The organism is Corynebacterium sp. p3-SID1194, assembly GCF_025144155.1.
In the GTDB taxonomy this organism is placed as follows: Bacteria; Actinomycetota; Actinomycetes; order Mycobacteriales; family Mycobacteriaceae; genus Corynebacterium.
The window spans coordinates 149,110-170,019 of record NZ_JALXWY010000004.1 but is presented as its reverse complement, the minus strand read 5'-3'; the positions used below and the strand labels follow the sequence as shown (position 1 = coordinate 170,019).

Annotated in this window: 7 protein-coding genes; all 7 read right to left on the bottom strand. The window is 63.1% G+C overall.

Annotation, left to right across the window (positions count from 1 at the left end):
* Nucleotides 1-20 precede the first annotated feature (20 nt).
* From M3G19_RS05025 to M3G19_RS04995, 7 genes are read right to left on the bottom strand one after another with little or no spacing between them, the layout of a single operon-like run.
* Nucleotides 21-1,637, bottom strand: coding sequence for a hypothetical protein (locus M3G19_RS05025; protein ID WP_259901136.1), 1,617 nt, complete (start codon nt 1,635-1,637; stop codon nt 21-23).
* Nucleotides 1,634-5,023, bottom strand: coding sequence for a DUF5682 family protein (locus M3G19_RS05020; protein ID WP_259901135.1), 3,390 nt, complete (start codon nt 5,021-5,023; stop codon nt 1,634-1,636). The genes M3G19_RS05025 and M3G19_RS05020 overlap by 4 nt, the downstream gene beginning before the upstream one ends.
* Nucleotides 5,020-6,120 carry an AAA family ATPase gene (locus M3G19_RS05015; RefSeq protein WP_210573809.1) on the bottom strand — a complete coding sequence of 367 codons (1,101 nt, stop codon included), beginning with the start codon at nt 6,118-6,120 and terminating at the stop codon, nt 5,020-5,022. The genes M3G19_RS05020 and M3G19_RS05015 overlap by 4 nt, the downstream gene beginning before the upstream one ends.
* Nucleotides 6,117-10,733, bottom strand: coding sequence for a hypothetical protein (locus M3G19_RS05010; protein ID WP_259901133.1), 4,617 nt, complete (start codon nt 10,731-10,733; stop codon nt 6,117-6,119). Before M3G19_RS05010 ends, M3G19_RS05015 begins: the two co-directional genes overlap by 4 nt.
* Complete coding sequence (locus tag M3G19_RS05005) at nt 10,730-15,277, bottom strand: hypothetical protein (RefSeq protein ID WP_259901131.1); 4,548 nt, start codon at nt 15,275-15,277, stop codon at nt 10,730-10,732. The genes M3G19_RS05010 and M3G19_RS05005 overlap by 4 nt, the downstream gene beginning before the upstream one ends.
* Entirely contained in the window at nt 15,274-19,851 is a 4,578-nt protein-coding gene (locus M3G19_RS05000; RefSeq protein WP_259901130.1) for a hypothetical protein, read from the bottom strand. Before M3G19_RS05000 ends, M3G19_RS05005 begins: the two co-directional genes overlap by 4 nt.
* Nucleotides 19,844-20,743: a DUF4132 domain-containing protein gene (locus M3G19_RS04995; RefSeq protein ID WP_259901128.1), complete on the bottom strand. Its 900-nt coding sequence runs from the start codon at nt 20,741-20,743 to the stop codon at nt 19,844-19,846. Before M3G19_RS04995 ends, M3G19_RS05000 begins: the two co-directional genes overlap by 8 nt.
* Between the last annotated feature and the right edge of the window lie 167 nt (nt 20,744-20,910).

Genomic DNA, 20,910 nt, shown 5'->3' with positions numbered 1-20,910 from the left:
CTAAGTTCGCAGCTCAGAGGTCAGCACACCGCGGCGACGGCGGCCCAGCGGCGGGGGATGTCGCGGGGGTCGGGGCGGAAGCGGCCGTCGAAATCGTGGGAGCCGGTGGTGGCGGCGTCGGCAAGGTTCTCGAGGAGGTCGGCTCGGTGGCCGCTGGCGTGAGAGCGCAGCCACGTGGCATCGGCCATGACCCGTTCGCGGTTCGTACCGGTCACCGCGCGTCGGCCCTGACGTGCCACGGCATCTCGCCACCGTCGCAGCACCGTTTCCGGTTCGATTTGTGAGAAGGGGACAGCCACCGGTTCCGCGTCCTTGGGGACACCGAGCCAGTGGTTGTTGGGGCGGTCGAGGCCGGGGAACACCCAGGTGTCTTCGTGAGCGACACCGATGAGGATCCATGGGGCGCTGCCCGGTTCCTGGGCGTGGCGCTGCCGCAGGCGAAGTTGCACCTGCACGTTGTTCGCACTGGCCAGAGTCCTCAAGGCGGGGCTGCCGATGCGTTCAGCGGTGGGGCTGGCCTGGCAGCGCAGTGGCCCCTCGTCGGTGTCGAACACGAATACCGGGTGGAGTCCGTCGTCCTCGATTCCCCGTAGGACGGCGTCGCCGAACCACCAGTCCTGCGCCGGAACGGCGTTTGTGTCCGGGGTGCGTGCGTTGACGCGGAGTTTCTTGCCACGGCCTAACCTGCCGTCGGCGGAGGCCGTGGCGTTGGTGAGCAGGAGGCCGGTACGAGCGACGTCGCAGTGTGGGAGCCCCAACTGGCCCAGCTCAGTGTCGCCGTTGTAGGACTGAGCGATCTGCGTGCTGTCGCCGGGGAGAACGGAGGACAGTTCCCAGACGCGGCCGTCGCGTTCGTCCACCAGATAGGTGATGACCCCGCTATAGCCGGACGCGGTGAGCAGGGGTTCGCATGCCCAACCACGCAGTCGCAGAGTCCCCACCGGTGAGTAGGCGCGGCGCACAGTGCCGATGGCGTCGATGCTCAATGTTCCGGTGTCGTAACCGTGGCGGAGCTGGTGAGTCGCTAATGCGATTTCCACCAGCGTCGAAATTGCGTCCTGGGTGACGTGGCTTTCGCCGTACCCGAGGCGTCCGGTGCCGAGGTAGCCGTGGAGCCTAGCGAAGTGGGCGGCCAACAGTGGCAGCTTCTGCACCCGTGCTGCTGCCACGACGCGCAGCACTTTCGCGCGGTCACCGGCGGTGAGTCCGCCGAGCCCGCGGTCGAGCAAGCCGGTGAGGCAGGATTCGGCGAGTTCGAGGGTGTCCAGTTGCTCGCGGGTAAGTGCCAGCGGGGTGTTAGCGGGGGCGGAAGAGTCGGCGGAATCGGCGGAATCAGTGGAGTCTGCAGCGGGATCGTCAGCGGAGTCCGGCTGCGCCTCAGCCGACGGGCAGCTCACCAGCACCTGCGCCAGGTGGAGGCAGCGGGGGCTGAGTAGACAGTCGCACTCCGCGGCCTGTGGAGGGTCAAGCGTGACGGTGGCGGTGCCGACGGTCACGGTCGCGGTGTCGGAGCCAGCGGCGATAGTCCAGGAGTCAGGGTCTGCTTTGTCCAGGCGTTTTTGCAGGCGGCCTGGGAGTGCTTCGATGGTGGCGGCGACGAAGGCCGGGTCCATGCCGGGAAGATCGTTGTGGGTCATCGTTGCACCTGCTCTGCCACCCATCGTGCCAACTCCGTCGGGGAGACGGCGGAGACCGCCATGCCTGCGCCAGCGGCGCGCGCGGCGATCTTGGCGTTGTAGCGCGCTGCCCCCGAATCGTCCAATGCGGCGCAGCCGAGCATCCGGACGCCGGAGTTGTGCAAGGACTCGATACGGGACAGCAAAAAGGATTCGGAGTAGGCGTCCTCGAAGTCGCTGATCAGAACAAGCATTGTGCGCGAGGGGACCGTGACGCGCTCCCCCGCCACGGCGAGGGCACCGCCGATGTCGGTGCCGCCGCCGACCTTGATCTCCAGCAGTAGTGAGAGCGGGTCGTCGACGTGGTCGGTCAGGTCAACGACCTCGGTGGAAAAGGCCAGGAACGTCACCGAAAGTGCGTCCACGCCGGCGAGAATGGCGGAGGTCATCGCGGCGAAGACGGTGGAGGGTTCCATGGACCCGGAGACGTCGACAAGCACGATGATGTGCCATTCTGAGCGCCGAGCCAGCGGTTGGCGGAAAATCGGTGTGGCCACGACGAGCTGCGGGGTGCCGTCGGAGCCGGAGACGGCGTGGCGTAGGTTCCTGCGGATGGTCGCCGCGGCATCCAAGCGCTGTGAGGGGCGCGTGGTGGGGCGCCAACCCTGCAAACCGTTGAGAGCGGGGCGGAGCTGGTTGGCTAGCACCTGGGATAGCTCGGAAACCATGCGGCGCAAAATCGGCCGCAGCTTCGCCAGAGTCGATTCGGGCATGCCGCCGGCGAGAGACAGGATGTCGTTGAGGAGCTCGACGGATGCGCGGGGCTGAGTGTTATCAAGGAGATCGATGGCGAGCGGGTTGCGGGCAGTGATTGCTGAGGCGGCGATGTCTTCCCGCACGTGCTCGCCGAACAGGGCGTCGAGGTCGTCGGCCCATTCGCGCGCGGTGGGGTAGGGAGGCTCGGATCCACCGCGGCCGCTCAGATAGCTGACGGACGATCCTTCGCCGTCACCGCTGCCGTACAGCTGGTCCAGGCTGCGCGCTAGTCTCCGCTGCTCGGTCCCCGTCAGTTCGTGGTGGCGGCGCCCCAGCACCAGCGACCAGCGCTGTTTGGGAGACACGGCGACGGAGGTGAGGCCAAGGCGTTGGAGACGTTCCCAGGCTGCGTGGTCTTCGGTAGCCCAGCGGGCGAGTTCCTCGGCAGGCACATCGGCCGGCCGGACGCGGTCGGCGCCGATAGCTTCAAGTAAGCGTTCGCGTTCGGCGGCAGACATCGGGTCGAAGCCGCCGCGCAATGCGGGGAGGCGGGCGACGAACATCGCTTCGTCAATGTCTTCGACACCGGAGCGGAGATCGTCGAGGAGTGAGGGCTCGTCAGTGAGCAATTCGGGACTGGCGGTGATCAGGCCGGTCAACCAGCGGGTCAGATCTCGGCGGCCCTGCACGCTGGAGGCAGCGCGGATGCGGGAAGCGATGCTGGTCAGGCCAGCTGTATCGCTGCCGATCCGGTGCAGCAAACCAGTAGCTGCCCCTTGCATCAGCGGGGAGGCAGCGGAGACGAATTCGGTGAGCGAGTGAGCTAGGCGCAGCCCGATATCCGTGTGTCGCAAGGCGACGAGGCGGCCCAACGCGGCTGCATCGGCTGGGTCGTCGCTGCCCGCGAGACCGTCGACTTGCGCAACAGCGGCATCAGCGAGAATCTCTAGGGCAGAAGCGATCTGTGTGTCACGGTCTATCAGCAGCATTCCTGCAACGGTGCCTTCGCCGATAGAGGCGATGACCTCGATTGCCTCCGCCAAAGCGTCGATACCGGCGCGAGGGGGCAGCTCCGCCGCCACGGCGTTAAGCCACCAGTCGAATTCGTCAGCTAGTCCAGCGGTGGCGGCGTCAGTCAGGCCGGTCACCAGGACGTCGGGGTCGGGATCGGAGTCGGAGTCGGGGCGGCGGGTGCGCAGAACGCCTTTGGCTGCCTGCACCACGGTCACACCGAATCGGCTGGCGTGGGGGAGGCTGGCACTGGTGGAGACGTCGTAAAGCACTGTCCATCTCGTGCTCACCGCTTGGGCGCCGCCGACGCCGATGACATCGTTGGATATGCCGTAGGCAATGCGTGCGACTCGGCAGCGCTGCAGGAAGATTTCGCGCCGGGTGTCCAATGTGTCTTCGGGAGAGGAGTCTTTCAGGCGCAGCGGATTCAAGGTCAGCTCGCGCGACCGTTCGCCAGCGCCCGGCAAGCGCAGGGCAGCGAGATCTGAAGCAAAAGCGAGAGCCAGACCCGATTGGGGTGTGTCTGGGGCGAGGGCGCCGTTGTGATTACCCACCAGGATCTTCTCGGCGGCTCGGGCCACGGCGCGGCCGCGCCCGAGCACGTCGCCCTGCGCGAAGACGGAGGTGCAGGCCTCCTGGAATTCGCGGCGGCCCGGCACCGGCAACCCGCGCAGCGCGGCGAGGTCGAGCGTCATGCGGTTCGCCTCTCGGATCTCAGCTGGCCCGCACGGATGGCCCTCCGAGCGGAGATGGGCAGCGAGCTGGGTGAGCAGAGAGGTCACGGCACCCTCGAATGCGGCGGGGTCGTCGCCGTGGGTCAACACCGCTTGCTGCCAGCGCGGGTCGCGGATGCCCGACGGGTAACCGGAGCGGGAATCGAGCAGCTTCTGCGAGTAGGGGACGAGGCTGGCTGTAGGCTCGCCGTCAAAGTTCAGGGAGCCAAGCAGCTCGTGGTCGGACTCCACCTCAGCGTCGATTAGCTCAGAGGTCAACGCCGGGCTGTGCCACGCGCCCGTCACCGCGGTCACCGCGGGGCCGTGTTCAGCGCGGGCACGGCGGATACCTTCGCGCATCGATGCCTCACGCGCGGCCGTGCGCTCATCCAGCATCCGCCCCTGCCGGTACGCCCAGCCGAAAGCCAGAGCACTGCGGCGCACAGCTTCGGGTGATGCGCCGGCGGAGGGGACTTCGACGAGGCGGTCCCAGGCGTCGTCGGGGTGTTCGGCGCGGACGTGGGCGTCGATAAGCGTGCCCACGTTGAACTCGCCGTCAGATGCCTCCGAAGATTCGGGGCGCGCGGCGGGGGAGAGGTCGGCGCAGATCACAGGCACATCGCGCGTGCGCGCCCACCGCAGGGCGACGAGCTCCGGGCTGAAATCGGCCAACGGCCAGAAACCGATCGTGCCGTCGTCATCGGCGACCGCGAAAGCGAGCGGCGCTGTCGCCTCGGGATGGGCGATCCACTCGCACCACGGCTGCGCCTGAGCCGGCAATTCCAGCACCACCGCGTCCGGGCGCGCCTCATCCAACAGCCGCGGCAGCACGCGCGCGAGCGACGGCGAGTGGTGCCGTACGCCAACCAAGTAGATGGAATCGCGCGCTAGCTTATCGACGGCTCCCGCAACGTTTTCCCCCATCATGCCAGCTCGTCGCGCTGATCCCACAGGGTGCGCCACGGTGTAGCGCCGTCTTTTGCTCGGCGCTGGACGACCCCATCCCAGTAGCCGCGGAGCCGATCCGCGTCCGCCTCGTCGTCTTTGCGGACGACACCGAGCAGGTGCCCAGCCACATCACGCAGGCCATCGCTGCGGGCAGGGAAATAAGCGCTGGCCAGGGCGATCGACGTGCTCACGGACACGGCTTCGGCGGTGGAGAGGACCGTCGTGGGTTTCTCCACCGGCCAGCCTTCCCGGCTCACACCGGTGCGGAGGTCGCGGAAGGCGGTGACGAGGACTTCGACAACGACTTCGTCGACAGGCGCGTCGATCTGAGCGGCGTCCAAAGCCCGCCGGGTCTGCTTTGAAACGAGGGCGATTTCCGCATCCACGTCGGCGATGGGGTGGACCGTCTCGAAGCTGAAGCGGCGTTTCAGGGCCGCACTCATTTCGGACACTCCGCGGTCGCGCAGGTTCGCCGTGCCGATGAGCCCGAAGCCCTCGGTGGCCGCCACCGACATGTCGCCGAGTTCGGGCACGGCAATGCGGCGCTCCGACAGCAGAGAAACCAACGAATCCTGCACCTCGGGCAGACAGCGCGTGATCTCCTCGATGCGGGCGATCGCGCCGTTTTCCATTGCACGCATCACCGGGCTGGGCACCAGCGCCTCAGGAGTAGGGCCGTTTCCGAGCAGCATCGCGTAATTCCAGCCGTAGCGCAGCTGGTCTTCTGTCGTCCCAGCGGTGCCCTGCACCACCAGCCCGGAGGTTCCGCAGATCGCAGCCGACAGCAGCTCGGAGAGCATCGACTTGGCTGTGCCGGGCTCGCCGACCAGCATCAACCCGCGAGAACCCGCTAGCGTGATCACGCAGCGCTCCACCAGCGCTGGATCGCCGACGTATTTCGGCGCGATGGTCAGCTTGGACCGGCCCGCCTTGAGATCGGTGCCGCCCATAATGAAAGCGACCACGGCGCGCGGTGTCAGCTTCCAACCCGGTGGGCGTGCGCCGGTATCCCAGCGCTCGAGGAACTCGAGTTCATCCGCGAAGCGTTCTTCTGCTAGTACGACTTGGTGTGTCATCGGCGTCTCCTCCTCGTGGTCTCCAGTTCTGCGAATTGTGGTGCGTCATCCCCCTGTGAGCGTTCCCAGCAGGCGGCGAACCATTCCGGCGGCGGCAGGGGTGCGACAGCGATGTCCAGCTGCGGCTCGAATTCGCCGTTGTAACCAGTCTGCTCGATGCCGAATGCGGGAAGCTTCCACACCTCGATCGGGAGCTGCCCGTCAGACTTATCCACCTTTTCCACCCATCCACCAGGCAAGAAATAGCTGCGGCCCGAGCGGGGGCGCTTGCCTTCGACGACTTTACCGGCGGCAACGAGTTCGGAACCGGCGCGGACGATATCGGCTTTTTTCCAGGAGTTCCAGCGGCGGATATTCTTGTCCGTCGGGTCGGGCCAGGCCAGCAGCTGCAGGTAGTAGCGGGCCGCGTCTTCGCTGACTCCGAATGTGTCTGCCGCCGTCGCCACGAGGCCTGGCGCAGAGACGAGCGGGTCGCTTGGCTCCCCCTCGCCGGGCTGCTTCAGCCATTCCGCGTAGGCGGTCAGGGCACCGTGTGCGCGGAGGTCCACCGCCGCAACGCGCATTCTACTGGTGCCGAAATGGAGGTCCTTTACCCATTCGCGCGCCAGATCCAGGTCGCGGCACGGCTCATCGACATCTGAGAGATCGACGAAGATCACATCTCCGTCATCATGCTGTTCTACTGCGAACCTGCCTGCCTGCAGGTTTTTGCGGTCCGTGTCGCCCGCAGCGCGTTTCGGCGCACCGATTGCGCTGCGAACTGCCTCATCGTCCTCGCCGACACCGGTGATAGCGACCTTGATTGCCTCGGTGCCCCGCGGGGAGCTGTGCAGCCGCTCGGCATGGTCGGCCAGCGCAGGGCGAAGCGGATCGGTCATGTCCAGCTCAGTGGCAAGCCACAGTAAAGCGCCGACCTCTTGGGCCCAGCCGCCGGCATTGTCAGCGTCATTGTCATCGTCGACATGCTGGCCGGCGACAATGCTTTGCAGCACGCTCTCCTTCAACACCTTCGGGATGTGCTCGGCGATGCGCGCCGGCAGCTCGGGTAGGTAGTCCGGCCCGTGCTCGGACCAGTACCGGGCCATGGCGTCGGTATCCGGGCCGCTGGTCAGCAACTCCGCCGCATCGTCGGGCAGGCCGGCTGCCAGGATCGCCGCGAAGTGGTCGTCGAAGTAGATCAACCGGTCGCGGGCAGTTTTGAGATCGCCGACTTGCATACCCATGGCTGCGCGCAGATCCTTCGGTACGAAATTAGTCTTGAAGGAGTAGAGGTTAGGGAAACCAGCGGCGATCAGGTGGGCGTCGGCAAGCGGCGTGCTAGCTGCGGCGGCGAGAGCCTCGCCCGTGGACGCTGAGTACGGCAGCGGGCCGTCCTGCTCAATGCGTGCGAGCAGTGCGTCGAAGACCGGTTCAAGGTCCGTGCGCGACGGCGCGATGTTAGTGCGGCTTTTCAGTTTTAGGGGTGTGCCATCCACTGTCACCGGTTCCTCGCTAGATACCCGCACAATCAGGATGTCGTTGGAACCTCTGTACACAAGACGTACCGCTTGTGGCGGCAGCTGTACATTCTGCCCGGGCGAAAACGGCACCGAGGCGTAGGACTCCAACACCAGATTGTCAGCCGTGAGTGCGCCGGCGTCGCGCAGTACAATCCATAGCTCCTTCAACGCCTGCACTTCGTCCGCAATACGGCCGGGAGATGCCGCGAAAACGAACAGGCCATCGCCGTAACCGAGCAGTTTCATCCAGTCATTTGAGCCTCTCGTGCTGTTGTGGGTGTACCCCTTCTCCGGGACATAACGGTCGTGCATTCCTAACGCAGCCGCACCTCGCCAGATGTCCATCGCGTCGAATTCATAGAGGGGAAACCGCGTGAGGGGACGGAGCACGTCTTGGTGTTCGGCGAACGTCGGTGCCCCGGTCAGCTCCTCTGTCCGTACGTCGGTATTCTCCTGCGGCCAGGTCGTCGCCGCCTCGTGCGCAACGGACGCAATCGCGTAGCGCAGCACCGGATCGTCAATATTGAGCGCGTCGCCGACAAAATCGCACATTCGCTTATCGACGCCGCCGTCGTTCCCACGCGCCTGTTCCACCAGGGGACGGACCTCATCGGCAGTGATCTTCCGCAGCTTCCCGCTAGTCTCGGGCTCGCGCACGCGGAAGTGGTGCCACAACATCTTCGAGTAGAAGTCCGTGCCGCGCACCGCCACCGGGGTCATGTCGTCCGGATCCACAACGACAGGATCTATGCGTTCAGTAGTGAGAATCCACCGTCCACCGTTGGGGCGGCGAAGTATGCCGATGACTGTGCGCGCGCGCTCGCCGATGACGGTGAATTCGGTTCCGTCCGCATCGACCAGCAAACAGAAGTTGGGGTCGCCGGGACGGGTGAACACAGCATGCCGGTGGAACCCATCAGCGGTGGAGAAGTGTGATTCCGCGGTCGTGTCCTCCACTGGCCGGTGCTGAGAACGCCACGGGTTGAGCACCAAATCCGGGTGGCGGCGGCACTGCTCGGCGAACCAGTCAGGCAAGCTCTCGCGGCCTGTGGCACCGGTGGCTGGATCGACTTCGACCACAGGGGAGACGTCGTCAAGCGGGGAGCGTTCGACGAGCCATACCCGGTCGCCGTCGACAAAGAAATGCTCGCTGCCGCTCGCCAACGTGGAATCGCCGGGGCGCATCACCGTGTCGGCGCCGAAGATACGCGCGCCGGGCACCGGGACCGAGGCGGTGAGACCGCCGTACGAAAAATGTTTCCATGCGCTGGACATGCCTTTGGGGGTATCGTCCCACCACAGCCGCGGATTCGCGTTGGTGGAGGTGGCGAGGCCGAATTGGCCGTCGATTTCCACGGCGCTGAAGAGTTTCTCCCCGGTCCAATTGGGAATCTCGGTGGCGGTGCGGCCGCGCAGGTAGGTAGCGCGGGTGTCTTCTCTCACGATGACGCCGGGCCAACAATCGGCGGGCTCTCGCCACAAAGTGAGCTGAGTCGGCTCTCCGTACTTCACGTTGAACTGCTCCAATTCAGGCCAGCCGAGCTCATCGGGCAGTCCGCGACGCAAGGATTCAGCCAAAGGCACGGCCGGATCGCGGTGAATCGCACGCACCCGGTCGAGGAGCGCCTGAATCTCCTCGTCGCCGACGAGTTCGAAGCCGCGGACGAACGTGGTGGCGTGCGTGAGGTGGTCGACGGTCGGCACTCCCGCTTCAAGCTTATCGACGATCTCCGTGAGCAGCTCCACCACCAACGTCCTGACGTGCGGATCGGCGGTGAGTGTCTCCACGACCTCGGGATGGCCCATCGCATTCTTGATCCCCAGAACGACAGCTCCTCGCAGCGATTCGTCCGCCATGAGGTGGGGCAGTGGTGCGCGCTCCGGAAGGCGTGCCCATCTGGTGAGGTCGATGCCCGTTTGCACTGGTGTATGGGAGAACGAGAAGGTCAGTCCGTTCGCGAGAACCTGCTCGACGGCTGCCGCCGGCAGGTAATGGAGCCGGTCTTTAGGCAGGGTGACGGTGCTGGGACCGGCATGGGGGAGGATATCTGCGAGAACCGGTGTCAACTGGGTCGACGGCGTATGCGGCCATTTCGTCCACTGGGACTCGAACAGGAGGAGCCCGGGAACGAAGTCCGGGTGCGCGCCGTCTTTCACTGCGTCGAGCGCTCCCGCGGCATCCAGCAGGTGCAGCCACGGATCGGTGTCCACGTTCCGCGGGAACAGCGTGAGCAAGCGGTCGATGAGCGAGGAATCGTCCTCGGCGACGCGGCAGATAGCCTTCTCGTAGTTCTTCCAGAAATGCGCGCCGGCCTTCTGCATCGACGGGACGCTCAACAGATCGCGGACGACCCCGACTTCTTCCTTAGCGGTGTCCAAGCCAGCGGCCTTCGCCAGCTTCGCCAGCTCTTTCTTCATTCCGGCGTGCGGGCTCAACCCACCCCGCACTCGTTCCACGCACAGGGTGCGGTATGCGCGGTACGCCTCTTCCGGTTCAAGCTGTTCCGCCAGCCGCTTCGCCTCGTTGCCGAGTTCCTTTGTGCTCAGCGCTCCTGCGTAAGCGAATTCCATGACGGCTTCGGCATGGCGAGACTCGTCGATAGCCAGTGAATATCGGCGTTCCGCGTCGCGAGCTTGCGTGAACATCTGCGCGGCGAGCTTGCCGTTATCTGCGGCGATGAAGATGCGTCCGGCCTCTTCGAAGAATGTGGGGAGAAAGTGCGGTGCGCTGTTGTCGAGTTTGTCAGCCAACTCGTCGACTGCCTCTTTGAACTTCTTGGGCTTGCTGGCGGCGTATTTGCCCGCGCGCTCCAAGTCGGCGACGAGGTTGAGCGCGTGATGCGCGTTCTCGGGGTCGTTGAGAATCGGCCAAGCGGGAAAGCCGATCGCCCGCCGCCGCGTGTGGCCCACGTTCACGCGGCCAGCTGGTTCGAGGCCGATGACACCGAGTGCCAATTCTTCGGCTTCCGCCAGTGGCTCGGGTGCGAGCTGGACGATCGTGCGGCCGGAAAGCGCTGCGTGAGTGAAGGACGATGCCACGAGCGGCACCGAGTTGTCCGCCGCGTTCTCAGTGATGCCCCCAAGGTTGAGGCGTGTGCTGACATCTAACGTCATCGGCGACTCCTAGGGTTCGTTTCCAATTCTTCGAATTGCGGCGCATCGTCGCCCCGGGAGCGTTCCCAGCAGGCGGCGAACCATTCCGTCGGCGGCAGGGGAGCCACGGCCACCCAGAGGAGTGGCTCGGCCTTGCTGCGCGCGCCCTTTTTCACGATGCCGAATGGCTCCGTCTTCCACGTTTCGATCGGCAGGTGCGGAGGCTGTCCTTCCGTCCAACCGCCAGGCAAGAAGTACTTTCTCTTGGCGCGGGACCGCTTGGCCTCAACGACGACGCCCGCATCGACCAATTCCGTGCCGGCGTTGGTGATGTCGGCTTTCTTCCAGCCGTTCCAACGGCGCACATTCGCGTCCGTCGGGTCCGGCCAGGCAAGAAGCTGCAGGTAGTACACGGCGGCGTTCTCGCTGACGTTCAACGTGGAGGCCACTTCTCCGATGAGCTCGGGCGCGGCGGCGCGCGGATCGTGCGGATCGCCTTCGCCTGGTTCGCGCAGCCACGTCGCGTATGCGGACAAGCTGCCCTGCAAATACAGTTTCAGCGCCCGGAGGTCACTTGTGGATGTGTCGCACATGATCGCAAACTCGAGGGCCTGCTGCAGATCAGGATCATCTGCATCGGTAATGTCGCTCAGGTCGACGCTGATCGACGTGGCGCCGGGCCAGGATCCTTCTATGCGGGTGAATCGTCCCGACTGGTAGATCGGATCGTCGGGATCGTCGAATTTTCTGATGGGCAGGTTGAGTCTGCGTGCGGTATCCCAGTACGTCGCCAGAGCGCCGAGGTGAAGATCTTGCCGATTTTCGGGGGACTCGTGCAGCTTCTCGGCGACATCGGCTAAGTTGCTGCGGACCGGGTCGGACATGTCCACCTCGTTGGCCAGCCAGAGCACCGATTTGACCCTCGAGTTCCAATAATCGTCGTGTTTTCCGTCGAGGACATTCAGAAGGGTTTCTGTGGACAGGTTGTTCGGCTTTCGGTCCGCGATGTCGGCCGGCAGCTGCAGGGGAGCAGCCGGACCGTGCTCTGACCAGTACTCGGCCATTGCCTGAACATCTAGACCGTTGTCCAGGACTGATTCGGCGTCCTCGGGAATGCCAGCGGCGAGCACGCGCAAGAAATGCTCGTCGAATCTGCTCAACCTGCGTTTCGCTTCTTTCGCCTCGGCGACCTTGATTCCCATTGCCGTGCGCACGTCCTTGGGCATGAAATTGGCCTCGTAGACGTGGAAGTTCGGGAATCCGGCCGTGATCAGATGCGCTTCAACAACAGGAGCTCCGCTGGCCGCTGCGAAAGCTTCGCCGGGCTCAGGCGACCACGGTTGCGGGCCGTTGTCGCGGAGACGCTCGATGAGGGCGTCGAAGACGGGCTCGAGATCCGTGCGTGACGGCGTGATTTCCCGCCGGTTTTCAAGCTCGAGAGCATGGCCGTCGATGGTGATGGGGTCTCCTCCGTCGGCACGCAGGACCATGAACCTGTTCCCGTAGTGCTGTCCGCCAGGCAACGTCAGCGGCGGGAATTTCGTGTGGATTTCTCGGTAGCGTCCGTTGTCCAACAGCTGGTCGATGATCAGATGCTCAGCCGATAGCAGGTTCGTATCCCGCAGCAGCACCCACAGTTCTTTGAGAGCTTGGACCTCTTCAAGTGTCCGGCCCGGCATTGCCGCGAGCGCGAGCAATGCGTCGGCGCAGCCGAGCAGCTCCATCCAGTTGTTTCCACTGACCTGCCAGGAATCCGGCTTCGGCGGCAGTTCTCTGTCGGTCAAGCCGAGCCGTGCTGCCCCGTGCCAGACGCTGAGCGCATCAATATCGTCCCACCGGTGGACCATGGCCGAAAGGAGAATGTCTTTGTGCTCTTGCACGGCAAGCGTCCTGGTCACAGCAACATCCGGTGATATCCCAACCTCCGGCCATGACTGCGCCAGGGCTGCGGCATGCTGCGCGATAGCGTGGTTCACCACGTAGTCATCGATGTCCAGCAGGTGTCCGACGGTATCGGCCAGATCGCCGTCGACGTGGAGCTTAGTGAAGCGCTTGATCACGATGCGGAGGTCATCGGCCGTGATCTCGCGTAGCCTCGCGCTGACCTCGAGGTCACGGGGCCTAGCATGGTGCCACCACATTGCGCTGTTGAACTCGAGGCCGTAGAAACGGGTGGGCATGCCATCCGCCGGGTCGATAATCCATGTGCCCCCTAGCGATCTCGCCAGAAGGCGTGGCTGTCCGTCCGGCAGTCGGATGACACCGAAGACCGTGCGGGCGAGCGCGCCCGTCACGGTGAACTCGGTGCCGTCCGCGTCGACAATGAGGGCGAAGTCCGGGTCGCCCTTCCGGTTGAAAACCGCGTGCCGGTGGTAGCCATCTGCTGTGGAAAACGGTGACTTTTCCGTCTCCTCGCAAACGGGCCGCAACTGGGAGGTGAGAGGATTGAACTCGAGGTCGGGGTGGCGGCGGCACTGCTGATCAAACCAGTCAGGCATCGATTCGCGACCGAGCGCACCTGTGTCGGGATCAATTTCGACGATCTTCTCTAAGTCATTGAGCACCCAGAAACGGCCATCTTCAACGAAGAACTGCCTGGTGTTGAAGCTCCATGCGGGCTGGTCGGGGCGTACGACCACATTCTCTCCGAGGAGACGACCGCCGGGAACGGGGACAGAAGCCGTGAGACCTGCAGCGTGAGAGAAATGCGACACCTTAATATCCAACGGTTCACGCGCGCCGGACCAGCTGATTTTGGTCCCGTTAGTGGAACGGTCCCGCGTCACAATAGCGATTTGGCCGTCAGCTTCGGCGACTCCCTCGATCTCTTGACCAGTCCAATTCTGGATTTCAGTGGTGGACTCGCCAACGACAAGAGCGAGTTGTTTGTCGTTGTGCACCACGACTCCGGGCCAGCAGTCTTTCGCTGCGACCCAGTTATTCGGGTCACTTTCATATTTTTCCCCGTAAGCGACCTCGAACTCAGTCCAACCCAGTTCTTCTGGCAGGCCGCGGCGCAGAGTCTCCGCCAACACCTCGGCGAGGTCTTCGTGGTATGCCCTCACGTGGTCGAGCAGACCTTGGATCTCGGCGTCGTCGACGAATTCGAAGTGGCGGACGTAGTCGGTCACCTCGGTCAAACGATCTGCCGTCGGCGGTGCCGATTCAAGGTATTCGACCCGTTTAGCGAGCAGCTCGACCACCACGGGATGGAGGTGCGGGTCGTTCGCGATGACGGCGATCTCGTCGGAGTGTCCAAGCGCTCGCTCGATGCCTTTGAACAGGTATTTCTGAAGTTGTTCGCTGGCAGCAACGTGGGGTAGCGGAGCCCGATGTTCGTTGCCCGCCCAGGTCTTGAGGTCGATGCGGGCCAGGATAAAATAGTTAGTGAAATCGATGGCCACGTCATGGCTCAGCAACTTCTCCCACGCTTCTGCGGGGATATCGTTCAGCCAAGCGTCCGGCACGGCGATAGCAGTGCAGCCGGCGTGGGGAAGAATCTCGTCGAGCAGCGGGGCGAGTTTCTCTTTGCTATCCGTGTCCCACATGATGCGAGTGGCTAATCCCAAGATGCGCCGGACAAAATCAGGGTGCTTTCCCTGCTTGACGAGCTCGATGGCCCCGCTGCCGCGGAGAATGTCGATCCAGTCGTCGACTTTGACTTCCCCCGGCGACATCGTCAACAAGTGGGCTTGCAGCGTCTTGTCCTGTTTAGCTGCTTTCCGGATAGCGGCCTTGTAATCCTTCCAGAACTTCTGGTTCGCGCGCAGGATGGAGGGCGCCCGCAGGAGAAGGGCGGCCAGTGCAGCTTCTTCGCCGGCGGGCTTCAGCCCCGCCGCTTTGGCCAGCTTCGCCAGGTCCTTTTTCATCCCGGAATAGGGAGTAAGCCCGCCGCGGACACGCTCCAGGCACAGTGTGCGGAACCGCTCGTATGCCTCAGCAGGTTCCATCCGCTCAGCCAGGTGAGTGGACTCCGCAGTGAATTCCTTCGCGGAGACCGCCCCCGCAAAAGCGAACTCCATCATGACGTCGCGGTGGCGCTCCTCGTCGATAAGCAATGCGTGCCGACGCTCAACCTCGCGCGCCTTCGTGAACATCTGCGATGCGTACGACGTGTTTCCAGCTTCCAAGAAGATGCGGCCGGCCTCTTCCAAGAATGTCGGCAGAAAGTGCGGGACGGCTGCGTCGAGATCGTCTGCGAGCTTGTTGACCTCTGTCTTCACCGCCGCCGGCTTGGACCGTGCCCGGGTGGAAAGACGTTTTAAGTCGGCAACGAGGTCGAGTGCGACGTGGGCGTTGTCGGGGTCGTGGAGGATCGGCCATTCGGGAAAACCGACCGCGCGACGGCGCACATGACCGACATGAGTCTGTTCTTCCAGCTCAAGTCCGGTTACTCCGAGGGCGGCTTTCTCTGCAGCCAAGAGCGGCTCGGGAGTGAGCCTGACGACGGGGTGGCCAGGCAAAAGTGCATGTGCGTACGTGGCTGCGGCGAGGGGAAAGGAGCGCTCTCCAGCTTCTCGTGTGATACCACCCTGCTCGAGGCGGGTGCTGTCATCTAACGTCATCGGCGATTCCTCCGGTCAGTTTCCAGTTCGGCGAATTGTGGTGCGTCGTCTCCTCGTGAGCGTTCCCAGCAGGTGGCGAACCACTCCGTGGGCGGCACAGGTGCCACAGTGACGTCGAGCATTGGCTCGTATTTGCTGCGTGCGGCTATTTTGACCATGCCGAAGGATTCTTTTTTCCATGTTTCGATCGGCAGGTGGGGCGGGTATCCTTCCAGCCAACCGCCAGGCAGGAAGTACTTCCGCTTGGCGCGGGACCGCTTCGCTTCGACGACGACGCCTGCATTGACCAATTCGGTGCCAGCTTTGGTGATGTCGGCCTTCTTCCACTCATTCCAGCGGCGCACATTCGCATCTGTGGGATCTGGCCAGGCGAGAAGCTGCAAATAGTAGCGGGCGGCATTCTCGCTGACCTTCAAAGTGGATGCCACCTCTCCGACGAGTTCGGGCACGACGGCCAGCGGATCGTGCGGGTCGCCTTCGCCTGGTTCGCGCAGCCACTTAGCGTAAGCGCCCAACCCACCGTGCAGCATGATTTTCAGAGCCGCGAGCTCCTGCACAGACCCGCTGCACATAGCGCCCCAATAGATGGCCTGTTCCAAATCGGGGTCATCGGCGTCGGTGACATTGCTCAAGTCCGCGATGATCTGGGAGGAGCCGGCCCAAGCTTCCTGTCTGAGAGTGAAACGCTCAGACTGGTAGAGCGGATCATCAGGGTCCTTCACGTTGCGGACGGGCAGACCGAGACTGCGGCAAACGTCCCAATAGTTGCTGATGGGGCCGAGCGCGATGTTGTCCAAACTGGAGGGGGACTGGATCAGTTTCTCGGCGTAATCGGCCAGGGTTTGCCGGTGTGGGTCTGAAAGATCAAACTCGTTGGCCAGCCAAAGCAACGAGGCGACTTCCTCGGACCACCAACCATCGTCGTCGTGCTCGCCGGCTAAAACCTTAAGGGTGATGTTTTCGTCGAGGTACTGCGGTTTTCGGTTGGCGAGCTCCTCTGGCAATTGTGGGGGTGTGGCGGGGCCGTGTTCGGACCAGTACGCTGCCATGGCGTGGGCATTTAGTCCGTTGTCTAGGACAGATTCAGCGTCGTCGGGAATGCCTGCGGCGAGCACACGCAAGAAATGCTCACGCGAATCTCGTAGGCGGTCTTTTGCTTTTGTTGCTTCGGCAACCTTGAGCCCCATTGCTGTGCGCAGCTCTTTGGGCATGAAATTGGACTCCCACTTATGGAAGTTCGGGAATCCGGCCATGATCAAATGCGCGTCGGTCAGCAGTGCGCCGCTTGCGGCGGCGAATGCTTCACCGGGTTCGGGCGACCATGGTTGCGGGCCGTCCTCGCGGAGTCGCTCGATGAGTGCGTCGAAGACAGGCTCGAGGTCCGTGCGCGACGGCGCGATCTCCCGCCTGGAGTAGATCTCCACAGGGCTGCCGCCGATAGTGATGGGGCCGCCACCGTCGGCTCGCACGAGTGGGCGTCTCTCGTAGTATTCCCGGCCAGCAAGCAGCGACTGCTGAGGAAGTTGCTGTGGCTGCAGATTGTGGGGAACCTTCACGTCCTCGACGATCAAGTGATCGGCCTCAAGGGCATTGGTGTCGCGCAGCAAGACCCACAGTTCTTTGAGTGCTTGGGCTTGTTCTGCCGTGCGACCCGGAATGACAGCGAGCGCGAGAAGTGCGTCGGCGCAGCCGAGCAGCTCGATCCAGTTGTTCGGACCGTTGTGCCACTGCGATGATGGTTGAGGTAGTTCTTTGTCGTGTAAGCCTAGTTTCGCTGTGCCGTGCCAGATGGGGAGGCCGTCGATGTCGTCCCATTCGTACTGCATGGTCGACAGCAAAATGTCCTTGTGATCTTTCAGGCTGAGCGTAGTCGATAGTGCTTCTTCGGGGCCCGAGGTTTCCCACCCGGGCCAGGACTGGGCCAGGGATATGGCATGCCGCGCGATCTCGTGGCTTACCACGAATTCGTCGATGTCTAGCAGTTGCCCGACGGTATCGGCTATTACAACCTCGTAATCGTCGGAATCGGCCATATCATCGTCGACGTGCGGTTCAGTGAAGTGTTTGATGACGCCGCTTAGGTCATCAGCGGTGATCTTGCGCAACCTCGCGCTCAGTTCCAGGTCGCGGTACCGGGTGTGGTGCCACCACATTTTGGAGTCGAATTCGAGACCGTAGAACTGGGTGCGCCTGCCATCTGCCGGGTCGATTATCCATGTGTCGGAAAACATGGAGGTGAGAATGCGTGGCTGTCCGTCGGGAAGGCGGATCACCCCGAAGGCGGAGCGGGCGAGCTTGCCGGTGACGGTGAACTCGGTGCCGTCTGCATCGACAATGAGAGCGAAATTCGGGTCGTCTTCGCGGTGAAATACCGCGTGCCGGTGGTAGCCGTCTGCTGTGGAGAATGGTGAGTGCGCGGTCTCGTCGCAGACGGGACGCAATTGTGAAGTGCGCGGATTGAAAACAAGGTCGGGGTGGCGGCGGCATTGCTCTTCGAACCAATCTGGCAGTGACTCCCGGCCGAGCTCACCGGTCTCGGGATCGATCTCGACGATCTCTTCAGCGTTTGTGACCATCCAGACCCGGTCGCCTTCGACGAAGAACTGCGCGGTGTTGTAGGCCCATGTGGGCTGTCCGGGACGGACGACGGTATTTTCTCCGAGGAGGCGTCCGCCGGGGACAGGCACTGAAGCGTATAAAGAGGTGCGGCTCGCAGCCGAGCGCGGGTCGTCTTCCATCGGCTCGCGGAAACCAGACCAGCTGATCTTGTTCTTGCTATCGGACCTGCCCCGCGTCACAATGGCTATTTGGTCGTCTGCCTCGATGACGTGCTCGATCATTTCACCGGTCCAGTTCTGGATCTCGGTGCGGGAGTTGCCGACAACCAGCTCGATTTCCGATTCGTTGTGTACCAACACGCCCGGCCAGCAGTCTGCCACTGTCACCCGGCCATAAGGGTCGTTTTCGAGTTTGTCGGAGTAGGCGCCTTCGAATTCCGGCCAGCCTATCTCGTCGAGCAGGCCACGGCGTAGGGTCTCTGCTAATACTTCGGCCAAGTTGCCGTGGTATGTCCGGACGCGGTCGAGGAGACCTTGGATCTCGGTGTCGTCGACGAACTCGAAGTTGCGAACGACATCGGTCACCTCGGCCAAACGATCCGCCGTCGGCGGCGTCGACTCCAGGGACTCGATCCGTTCTGTGAGCAGCTCGACCACCACGGGGTGGAGGTGGGGGTCGGTCGCGATAACGGTAATCTCGTCGGGGTGTTCAAGCGCCCTTTCGATGCCCTCGAACAGGTATTTCTGAAGTTGTTCGCTGGCAGCAACGTGGGATAGCGGAGCCCGATGTTCGTTGCCCGCCCAGGTTTTGAGGTCGATGTAAGCCAGGACAACATAGTTAGTGAAATCGATGGCCACGTCATGGCTCAGCAACTTCTCCCACGCTTCTGCGGGGATGTTGTCCAACCAACCGTCCGGCACGGCGATAGCAGTGCAGCCGGCGTGCGGAAGAATCTCGTCGAGCAGCGGGGCGAGTTCCTCATTGCTATCCGTGTGCCACATGGTGCGAGTGGCTAATTCCAAGATGCGCCGGACAAAATCAGGGTGCTTTCCCTGCTTGGCGAGCTCGATAGCTCCGCTACTGCGGAGAATATCGATCCAGTCGTCGACGGTGGGTTCCCAGGGAAACAATCCCAGTAGGTGGGCCTGCAGCGTTTCGTCCTGTTTGGCTGCTTTCCGGATCGCGGTTTTGTAGTTCTTCCAGAAACTCGCGTTCGCGTGCTCGATTGAGTTTTGCCGTAGTAGTTCTGCGACCATTGCCGCTTCTTCGTCGGCGGGTTCTAGCCCCGCCGCTTTGGCCAATTTCGCTAGGTCTTTTTTCATCCCGGAATAGGGAGTAAGTCCGCCGCGGACGCGCTCCAAGCACAAGGTGCGGAATCGCTCGTAGGCGTCTGCTGGTTCCAAACGTTCGGTTAGGCTTGTCGACTCTGCGGTGAGTTCTTTCGCTGAGATCGCTCCTGCATGGGCGAATTCCATCAGGACTTCGCGGTGGCGCTCTTCGTCGATTAGCAGTGCGTGACGGCGCTCGACTTCGCGTGCCTTGGTGAACATCTGTGATGCATACGAAGTGTTGCCTATCTCCAGGAAGATGCGGCCGGCTTCTTCTAAGAATGTGGGCACGAAGTGAGGGGCACTGGCATCGAGGGTGTCCGCGAGTGCGTCGAGCTCGTTCTTGGCTGCTGCCGGTTTGGATGCGGCGCGGGGGGAAAGACGTTTCAAGTCGGCAACGAGGTCGAGCGCGACCTGGGCGTTATCGGGGTCGTTGAGGATCGGCCACTCGGGAAAACCGACCGCACGACGGCGCACGTGACCGACAGGTGTGTGCCCTTCCAACTCAAGTCCGGTCACCGCGAGGGTGGCTTTGTCTGCTTCCACGAGTGGCTCGGGAGTGAGCCTGACAACGGGGCGACCGGCCAGAACGGGATGGGTGTAGGTGGCCGCGGCGAGAGGAAAGGAAGTATCTGCAGCTTCTCGTGTGATACCGCCCTGTTCGAGGCGGGTGCGGATGTCATGCATCGTCGCTCTCCTCGACGGTTCGGCCGGCGTGAATGTGCGTGGCCATGCGGACGCCCTCGCTGTAGGCGACAGGTCCAACTTCCCGCACCGAGACGCTACTTCCGTCAATCAGCCAAAACAATGCGCCAGTGTGCGCCTCGTACTCGGGATGCTCATCAGAGTCGATCCAGTAGCTCGCTTCCACGAGGTGGCCGTCTTCGTAGATGCGGGCTTTAGCGTACCCACCTTTGACAATGAACCCGCCGGACTGAGCGCGGTTCACTGCGAAGCGCGCTTTCTCGAAGGTAGCACCCGCCCATTCGTCCAGGCTGGTTAACGACTCCTTCGGCAGGGGATCGGGTCGCTCGTACACTGCGCGCTGGAGTTGATCGAAGCGCTGTTCCACACCAAGGTCGGCGGCGAACTCACGCAGGTCTTCCAGGTCATCCAGAAGCACCGGGTGCGGGATGAGAATCTCCTCGGCCACGATCGTGCGCGTTTCGCCGTCCAAGTCGACGACGCCGAGCTCGACCTTCCCGTCGTCTGACTTCGTCACATCCCGCAGGAATCCAGCAACAGATGCGTCGTCTGCGGCCTGGATGATGAGATCTCGCAGCCAAGACTGCCACGTCTCGTCTCGCCAGATTTCGGCGAGGACTACCGAGGGGACGGGGAGGGAGCGCAGCAGCCACGTCTCCACCTGGGTGCCGCACTCCTCGTCGTGGGTTTTCAGCCACGTAAGCAGGCTGTCAAGCTGCAAGTATTCCTCGGTCTTCTTTATCTTCGCGGGAACGGACTTCAGCTGTTTGCCTTTGGCGTTGCGGGCTCGGATTGCTCCGTCGTCAATGGTCAGGGCGTATCCGCCGGTCACGTCGATCCATGTGGGTTCTGCTGCTTCTGCGGTGGCGCTCATGCCCGCGAATGTACTTCAGATCACACCCGAATGTGTCGCGATGAGGTGAATCGACAGCCAATTAGGTAAGGGCTGTCAGCTGAACGACAAAACCCTATTCCTGGATACTTTTCGTCAAGGTCGCGGTTTCAACGGTGAACGCGCTGACCCAGGAATAGGTATGAAGA